Here is an 8,235-nt window from a genome sequence, read left to right as displayed (position 1 = left end):
AGACATCCACGCAAAGTTCGAGGATGGCGTCCTGCACGTCGAGCTGCCTGCTCCTCAGCAGACGAAGGCTTTGCCTGAGAACCCGAATCTGATTGCAATCGAGTAAAACGCCGGTCGTGTGCGCCAAGGCACAACGCACATAAGATGCCCCCGGAGAGCCGCAACAAGCCCTCCGGGGGCATTTTTTGTTTCCTGGTATTTTTCCGCAGCGGCAAGCCTTCGTCAAAACTCCGGGTGCCATTCATCCCGGATGCCAATGTCAGCACAGATGATTTTTCCGCACAGCGGCGCAGAAGCTTCTGCCATATGCAAAGGCTTATAACTGTCGAAGGTTACGGTCAAATCTGCATGGGCAGCACCCTCGGCAACCTCCCCGGTATCCGTGTTGATGCCGCTGGGCAGGTCTACAGCCAGCACAAAGGTGTCGCTCTTATGCAGACGGCGTATCAGCCCGCAGGCAGCAAGACCGGAAGGCCGAAGTGCGCCATAAACTACCATAGATTCCATAAGCGAGTGACCTGAAAAGGCCGCTCGCTTTTTTGTTTACCACAGAGCTGAAAGGAGGCCAAAATGCCAAACAAAACGCAAGAATACCTTAACCTCGCCCAGCAAACGGCAAAGGAACTGACCCGATATTGGGAAAACTGGTCGGACTACCTGACCACTGCATCCCGGCTGTACAAGTACAGTTTTGCAGACCAGCTGATGATCTACGCCCAGCGCCCGGATGCCACCGCCTGCGCCGACTTTGACATCTGGAACAACCGGATGAACCGCTATGTGCGCCGGGGTGCCAAGGGCATCGCCCTGCTGGACGAATCCAGCGGATTCCCCCGACTGCACTACGTTTTCGATGTGTCGGACACCGGGGTGCGCCGCAATTCCCGTGCCCCGGAGGTGTGGCAGCTCGGTCCCGATTTGGTGCAGCCGGTTTCGGAAATGCTCGCCGCCACCTACGGCATCAGCGGAGAGCGTGTCAGCCAGCAGCTTGCGGATGTTGCCGGGAAACTGGTGGCAGATTACTGGGACAACAACGGCGAGGATATCCGTGCCATCGTTGACGGCTCGCTCTTGATGGATTATGATGAAGCCGGGGTGGAGATGCAGTTCAAGTCCGCTGCCGCCATCAGCGTCACCTACACGCTGCTGGAACGCTGCGGCTTTGAGCCTGCCGGGTGGTTCGACAAGGACGATTTTCAGGCAATCTACAATTTCTCTACCCCGGATAGTGTCTACGCCCTCGGCGCAGCCGTCAGCGACATGAGCCGGGAGGTGCTGCGAAACATCGAACGCACCGTTAAAACAACCATTCGCCGCCGCAATGCAGAAAGGAGCCAATATGAATACGAACAGCAGGAACGTGACCTACTCGACCGTCGGGGACTACCAGCTCCCGAACCTGACCCTGAACCAGCCCCGGAAGCCGCTGGGCAAGTACGGCAGGATGCGCCTGAGCTTTCTGAGGCAACAGCGCCCGGTGCTGTACAACACGATGCTCCTGAACGGGAGCCTGTACCCGACCCTGACCGAACTGGAGCAGACCGCAGCAGCGATGAAGAAGCAACTGATGGCCGATTTGCTGGCGAAGAACCCGGCCCCGGACAAGGAGAAGAATCAGATGGCGTGGGTACAGCACATGAACAGCCTACAGGAGCAGGTCGAGGAAGTGATTCGGACGGAACTGATCTACAGCTAAGTTTTCTGGATGCCGTCATCCCCACCGAAGCCCAGCAAATTGAACATATCGACCGAGCGGAGAGCGAAAAATCGCCCTCCGCTTTTGTTTTGTCGCAGGCTGAAATTGAGAATGAACTGCGCAAGCATGGTTCCGGTTTTCAGGATGGCAAGCAGCGGATCATCGAACTGTACCAGACACAGCCCGACCGCAAACTCCGCGCTAAAGCATTGGCGAAAGAGTACGGCATCGGCGGACATTCGCAGGATTTTCTGGATGGCAGCAGCGGTTTTGTAAATCATGATGGAAAAGGACTTGAATTTGACCACTACCCGGATCATCAAAAGGTTACGTTAAGCTGGACACAGGTCGAGAAATACATCGACCTGATGATTCAGTCTGACCGCTACCTGACCGATAAGGAAAAAGAGCATCGTGCCGCCGTGCAGGAAGCGGAACGACAGCTCCCAATGCTGGATGGTGATGCCGCTGCCGAATACAATGCTCTGAAAGAGCAGTACCCCAATACCCTGATTGGCTTTGAACTGGGCGGATATTTTCTGTTCTATGACAAAGATGCAATCACTGTAAAGGAAGTTTTTCGTTCTAATTTGCTGTCACAGGAAAATGCGCTGGGAAAAGTCAAAGTGACCGGCTTTTTGCGCAGAGAGTGGGTAGCAAAATCGCAGAAGCTGTGGGCCGAGGGCAACAGCATCTATCTAGCCGGACAGGGCGGAGATGGTACCCACCATCAGACAAAATATCTGCGAGAGGAAGATTATCTGCCGATCGGCATCATCGTCAAGCTAGATGGCCGGGATTTCCGTGTGGATCACGTCAACTTCATGTTCAAATCCGTCAGCTTGCAGGACATGGACTTGACCAACAGCGGACAGCCCATCTTCCGGGTTGAACGGTTGCCCAATATCCGGGAACTGTATGAACAGCAGCAGGATGAAATTATTGACGTTTCTCCTGAAAAGGCTGTTGATTACAAGGTCGGTGACGAAGTTGTTGTTGACCTTCCCACCCGAACCATCGAAGGCAAAATCGGCTATGTTGGCGAAACCGATGTGCGCATCGACACCAGCGCGCATGGGCAGTCGTGGGATAACGAGGTACTCAACAAGCAGCAATTCGAGGACGGTCTGCGGCGGGATGAACCTACACCTGATGAGGAACTGGACAAGTTGCCTATCTCTGTGGAGGTCAATGGCGAGTGGCAGACCTTTCCGGATGCTGCTGCCGCAGACGAAGCCCTGAACGCTGAACCGATGCCGGAAGCCGCAGTAAATTTTCACATCACGGATGATAATTTGGGTGTCGGAGGCCCCAAGCAGAAATTCGCCCGCAATATTGAAGCCATCCAGACCTTGCGCACTTTGGAGCAGGAGCATCGCGGTGCCACCGCCGAGGAGCAGCAGGTGCTTTCGCAGTATGTAGGCTGGGGCGGTCTTGCAGATGTCTTTGACCCCAACAAGGAAAACTGGTCTGCCGAGTACACCCAACTGAAAGGGTTGCTCACCGAAGAGGAGTATGCCGCCGCCCGTTCCAGCACCCTGAACGCCCACTACACCAGTCCCACCGTGATCCATGGCATTTACGATGCCGTGGAGCGCATGGGTTTCCGCAGTGGTAACATTCTGGAACCGTCCATGGGTGTAGGCAACTTCTTCGGAATGCTGCCGGACACTATGCAGGATAGCCGTCTGTACGGCGTGGAACTGGATTCCATCACCGGGCGCATCGCCAAAAAGCTGTACCCGCAGGCCGACATCACCGTGGCGGGCTTTGAGACCACTGATCGCCGTGATTTTTATGACCTCGCTGTCGGCAACGTGCCTTTCGGTCAGTACAAGGTCAACGATAAGGCGTATAACAAGCTGGGATTTTCTATCCACAACTACTTTTTCGCCAAGGCCATCGACCAAGTGCGTCCGGGCGGCGTGGTGGCGTTCGTCACCAGCCACTACACCATGGACAGCAAGGACAGCACCGCCCGCAAGCACATGGCAGAACGTGCCGATCTGTTGGGTGCTATCCGCCTGCCCAATAATGCGTTTAAGGCGAACGCAGGCACCGAAGTCGTTTCGGACATCATCTTCCTGCAAAAGCGTGACCGCCCTGCGGACATTGAGCCTGCATGGGTGCAGCTTGGCAAGACCGAGGACGGCTTTGCCATCAGCCAGTATTTCGTAGACCACCCGGAGATGGTGCTGGGCGAGCTGACCACAGAAAGCACCCAATACGGACGAGAGGAATTGACCGTTTCCCCCATCGAGGGCGCAAACCTTTCCGACCAGCTTGCCGAAGCAGTGCAGCATATTGAGGGGCAATACACCGAAGTTGAGGTGGACACCCCCGACATTGCCGAGGAAGAAACCACCCGGCGCACCCTGCCTGCCGACCCGGAGGTGAAGAACTTTTCCTACACCGTGGTGGACGGCGAGGTGTTCTACCGGGAAAATTCCGTGATGACGCAGGTGGAGCTGTCCGACACCGCCAAGGGGCGTGTCACCGGCATGGTGGAGCTGCGGCAGATCGTCAACGAGCTGATTCAGCAGCAGTTGGAGGATTACCCGGACGAGGACATCAAGGCAGCGCAGGAGCGTTTGAATGCCGCTTATGGTGACTTTACCGCAAAGTACGGTCTGATTAACGACAAGAAAAACGCGCGCCTGTTCGATGATGACAGTTCCTACTATCTGCTCTGCTCACTGGAGAATCTGGACGAGAATAAAAATCTCAAGTCCAAGGCAGATATGTTCACCAAGCGGACGATTCGGCCAGAGCGTGTTGTCACCAGCGTGGATACCCCCAGCGAAGCGTTGGCGGTGTCCATTGGGGAACACGGTAAAGTAGACCTGCCTTATATGGCAGAACTGCTGGGCACACCCGGCGAGTACGGGCGCATCACCACCGAACTCTCTGGCGTGATCTTCAAAGATCCTGCCGCCGATGTAGACGACCCGGAAGCCGGCTGGCAAACAGCGGACGAATACCTTTCCGGTAATGTGCGTGATAAACTGCGTATGGCACAACTTGCTGCGGAAAACCACCCGGAGTTCAAGGTCAATGTGGACGCACTGACCAAGGCGCAGCCCAAAGATTTGGAAGCATCTGAAATTGATGTGCGGCTGGGTGCCACATGGCTTGCCCCCTCTATTGTGCAGCAGTTCATGATGGAAACTTTTCAGCCGCCCTATCGTATCCGCTACAACAATGCCATCACCGTTCGCTACTCCCCTTACACTTCCGAATGGCGAATCAGCAATAAATCTGCTACTGGCTTCGGTGACATTATGGCCACCGAAACCTACGGTACCCGCAGGGCCAATGCTTACAAGATTTTGGAAGACACCTTGAATTTGCGTGATAGCCGCGTTTATGATACCATCGAGGAGGATGGGAAAGAAAAGCGTGTGCTGAATCAAAACGAAACCACCCTCGCCCAGCAGAAACAGCAGGCCATCAAGGATGCTTTCGCTGGCTGGGTCTGGAAAGACCCTCAGCGGCGTGCCCTATTGGTGAAGAAGTACAACGAGCTTTTTAACAGCACCCGCCCCCGTGAATACGATGGTTCCCACATTCATTTTGTGGGCATGAACCCGGAGATCAATTTGCGAGAGCATCAGCGCAATGCGGTTGCCCATGTGCTGTATGGGTACAACACCCTTTTGGCGCACGAAGTCGGTGCCGGCAAGAGTTTTGAGATGGCGGCTTCCGCTATGGAGCTGAAACGTCTGGGCTTGTGCCAGAAAAGTCTTTTTGTCGTGCCAAATCATTTGACGGAACAATGGGCCAGCGAGTTTTTACGCCTGTACCCCAATGCAAAGCTGCTGGTTACCAGCAAAAAAGATTTTGAACCCGGTAATCGCAAAAAATTCTGTGCGAGAATTGCGACCGGTGACTACGATGCGGTTATCATCGGGCATAGTCAGTTTGAAAAAATACCCTTGTCCGCAGAACGACAGGAACGTCTGATTCAGGAACAGATGGATGAAATCGAGGAGGCCATCGAAGAAGCGAAAGCACAGGTTGGCGAGCATTTCACAGTAAAGCAGCTGGAAAAGTTGCGCAAGTCTCTGAAACAGAAACTGGAAAAGCTGCAAGGTGCAGACCGTAAAGATGATGTGGTTACGTTTGAACAATTGGGCGTAGACAGGTTGTTTGTAGATGAAAGTCAGGCGTTTAAGAACCTCTACTTGTACACGAAAATGCGTAATGTCGCAGGTTTGAGTACGAGCGAGGCGCAAAAATCCAGCGATATGTTCGGCAAGTGTCGCTATCTGGATGAAATCACCGGAGGGCGCGGTGTCATTTTTGCAACGGGTACGCCCCTGAGCAACAGCATGACCGAGATGTACACCCTCATGCGCTATCTCCAGTACAACACCTTACAGCAGAAAGGACTGACCCATTTTGATGCGTGGGCATCCACCTTCGGTGAGACGACCACGGCCATTGAACTTGCGCCCGAAGGTACCGGATACCGTGCACGCACCCGGTTCGCTAAGTTCTTCAACCTTCCCGAATTGATGGCGATGTTCAAAGAAGCGGCGGATATCAAGACCAGTGATCAGTTGAACCTGCCAGTGCCCCAAGCTAAATTTGAAACCGTAGTGGTCAAGCCTTCGGAAATCCAGCAGGACATGGTGCAGGCGTTGAGCGAACGTGCAACCGAAGTCCACAGCGGTTCTGTTGACCCTTCTGTGGATAATATGTTGAAAATTACGTCGGATGGCCGCAAAATCGGTCTTGATCAGCGGTTGATGAACTCGGCTCTGCCTGATGACCCCAGCAGTAAGTTGAATGCCTGCGTCAACAACGTCCTGCGCATCTGGAACGACACCAAGGAACAGAAGCTGACCCAGCTGATTTTCTGCGATATGTCTACTCCCAAGGGGGACGGTTCGTTCAACGTCTATGACGATATCCGCTCCAAGCTGCTCACTGCTGGTGTGCCAGAGCAGGAAATCGAGTTCATCCACAACGCAGATACGGAGAACAAGAAAGCAGAACTTTTCTCCAAGGTGCGCAGCGGACAGGTGCGTGTGCTGCTGGGCAGCACTGCAAAAATGGGAGCCGGTACAAATGTCCAGACGCTGCTTGTGGCGGTGCATCATCTGGATGTAGGCTGGCGTCCGTCGAATATGACTCAGCGCAATGGCAGAATCATCCGTCAAGGCAATCAAAACAAACAAGTGTACGTCTATAATTACGTCACTGAATCGACATTTGACGCCTACTTGTACCAGACCTTAGAGAATAAGCAGAAGTTCATTTCGCAGATCATGACGAGCAAGTCGCCTATGCGCTCCTGCGATGATATTGATGAGCAGGCTCTGTCTTACGCTGAAATCAAGGCTCTGTGTGCTGGTGACCCGCGCATCCGGGAAAAGATGGATTTGGACGTGCAGGTAGCAAAATTGAAGGTGCTGCGCGGAGACTTCCAGAATCAGAAATATCGTCTGGAGGATAAGCTGCTCAAAACTTTCCCAGAGGAGATCCAGAAACAGAAAACACGCATTGCTGCTTTACAACAGGATTCACAGATTGCAGCAGCACACCCGCAGGACAAAGAAAACTTCTGCGGCATGACCATCAAGGGCATGGTGTACGATGACAAAAAGGCTGCAGGCGAACGGCTGCTGCTGGCTCGGCAAGAGATGCCCAATGCTGATATGATGCTGCTGGGCACCTACCGTGGCTTTGAACTGAACATTCGATTCGACAGCTTCAAAAATGAGCATCAGGCCGTACTCCGGGCAGAGTTGAGTTACCCGGTGTCGCTGGGCGATGATGCGCGCGGCAATATCACTCGTCTGGACAATGCCATCGACAATTTCGCTGACCGTATTGCAGATGCCGAAAATGCTCTGCAAAACCTTGAACAGCAGAAGCAGGCCGCAGAGGTCGAAGTGGCAAAGCCCTTTGCACAGGAGGAAGAACTGGCTGAAAAGTCAGCCCGCCTTGCTGAATTGAACGCCTTGCTGAACATCGACCGTGACCGCAGTTCCTCGCAGGATGCTCCCGAAGAAACCGAGGAAACCGAAACACCTGCAACTCGTCCGTCTGTGCTGGCTGCACTGGGGGAAAAGACCAATCAGCCGGAGCCTATCAAACCGTTCCGTAGCTATTATGATAAGGATGGTGATGCACGATGAAAGAAAAGCGGGATGAAACCATCATCCTGCGCTTGAGCAAAACAGAAAAGAACCGTATCTATGAAAAGATGCTCAGTATGGGCATCCGAAGCCTGAGTGCCTATATCCGAAAAATGGCTCTGGATGGCTACTGCTTGAACCTTGACCTGCCGCAACTGCGGCGGATGGCATATCTCTTGCAGATGTGCAGCAACAATCTGAACCAGTACGCCAAAGCCGCCAATGAAAATGGTCGGGTCTATGCCGCCGACATGGAGGACCTGCGACAACGGCTGGATGAGCTGATCGACATTGGCAAGCAAATTCTTTCCAAGCTGGCAGAGCTATAAAAATTCCCGCAGTTGGAGAACTGCGGGTGTACATATAATGCTTGACATCCTTGCAACGTAGTAG

5 protein-coding genes are annotated in these 8,235 nt (G+C 53.7%); 3 read left to right on the top strand and 2 right to left on the bottom strand.

What is annotated here, in order from left to right; translation table 11 throughout:
- Positions 1-222 precede the first annotated feature (222 nt).
- Entirely contained in the window at positions 223-507 is a 285-nt protein-coding gene (locus J3350_RS06580; protein ID WP_156068789.1) for an NAD(P)H-hydrate epimerase, read from the bottom strand.
- 36 nt (positions 508-543) lie between these two features.
- Positions 544-1,338 carry a hypothetical protein gene (locus J3350_RS06575; protein WP_207686092.1) on the bottom strand — a complete coding sequence of 265 codons (795 nt, stop codon included), beginning with the start codon at positions 1,336-1,338 and terminating at the stop codon, positions 544-546.
- A 1-nt stretch (position 1,339) separates the two neighbouring features.
- On the opposite strand from J3350_RS06575, the gene J3350_RS06570 reads away from it, so the two are divergent.
- The 3 genes from J3350_RS06570 (at position 1,340) to mobC (ending at position 8,171) form a co-directional block, all read left to right on the top strand.
- Positions 1,340-1,696: a TnpV protein gene (locus J3350_RS06570; RefSeq protein ID WP_207686091.1), complete on the top strand. Its 357-nt coding sequence runs from the start codon at positions 1,340-1,342 to the stop codon at positions 1,694-1,696.
- 368 nt (positions 1,697-2,064) lie between these two features.
- Positions 2,065-7,842 carry a DEAD/DEAH box helicase family protein gene (locus J3350_RS06565; protein ID WP_207686101.1) on the top strand — a complete coding sequence of 1,926 codons (5,778 nt, stop codon included), beginning with the start codon at positions 2,065-2,067 and terminating at the stop codon, positions 7,840-7,842.
- The gene (gene mobC, locus J3350_RS06560) at positions 7,839-8,171 is read left to right on the top strand and encodes a plasmid mobilization relaxosome protein MobC (protein WP_207686090.1); all 333 of its coding nucleotides are present in this window, start codon (positions 7,839-7,841) and stop codon (positions 8,169-8,171) included. The genes J3350_RS06565 and mobC overlap by 4 nt, the downstream gene beginning before the upstream one ends.
- Positions 8,172-8,235: the final 64 nt, after the last annotated feature.

The organism is Faecalibacterium sp. Marseille-Q3530 (assembly GCF_017377625.1).
In the GTDB taxonomy this organism is placed as follows: domain Bacteria; phylum Bacillota; class Clostridia; order Oscillospirales; family Ruminococcaceae; genus Faecalibacterium; species Faecalibacterium prausnitzii_E.
The sequence above is the reverse complement of the archived record's forward strand: the minus strand, read 5'-3'. Positions and strand labels throughout refer to the sequence as shown.

What these genes read in the sequence shown, in the direction of transcription:
- J3350_RS06580 (WP_156068789.1), bottom strand. Translation starts at nt 507, where the DNA reads ATGGAATCTATGGTAGTTTATGGCGCACTTCGGCCTTCCGGTCTTGCT.
- J3350_RS06570 (WP_207686091.1), top strand. Translation starts at nt 1,340, where the DNA reads ATGAATACGAACAGCAGGAACGTGACCTACTCGACCGTCGGGGACTAC.
- J3350_RS06565 (WP_207686101.1), top strand. Translation starts at nt 2,065, where the DNA reads ATGATTCAGTCTGACCGCTACCTGACCGATAAGGAAAAAGAGCATCGT.
- mobC (WP_207686090.1), top strand. Translation starts at nt 7,839, where the DNA reads ATGAAAGAAAAGCGGGATGAAACCATCATCCTGCGCTTGAGCAAAACA.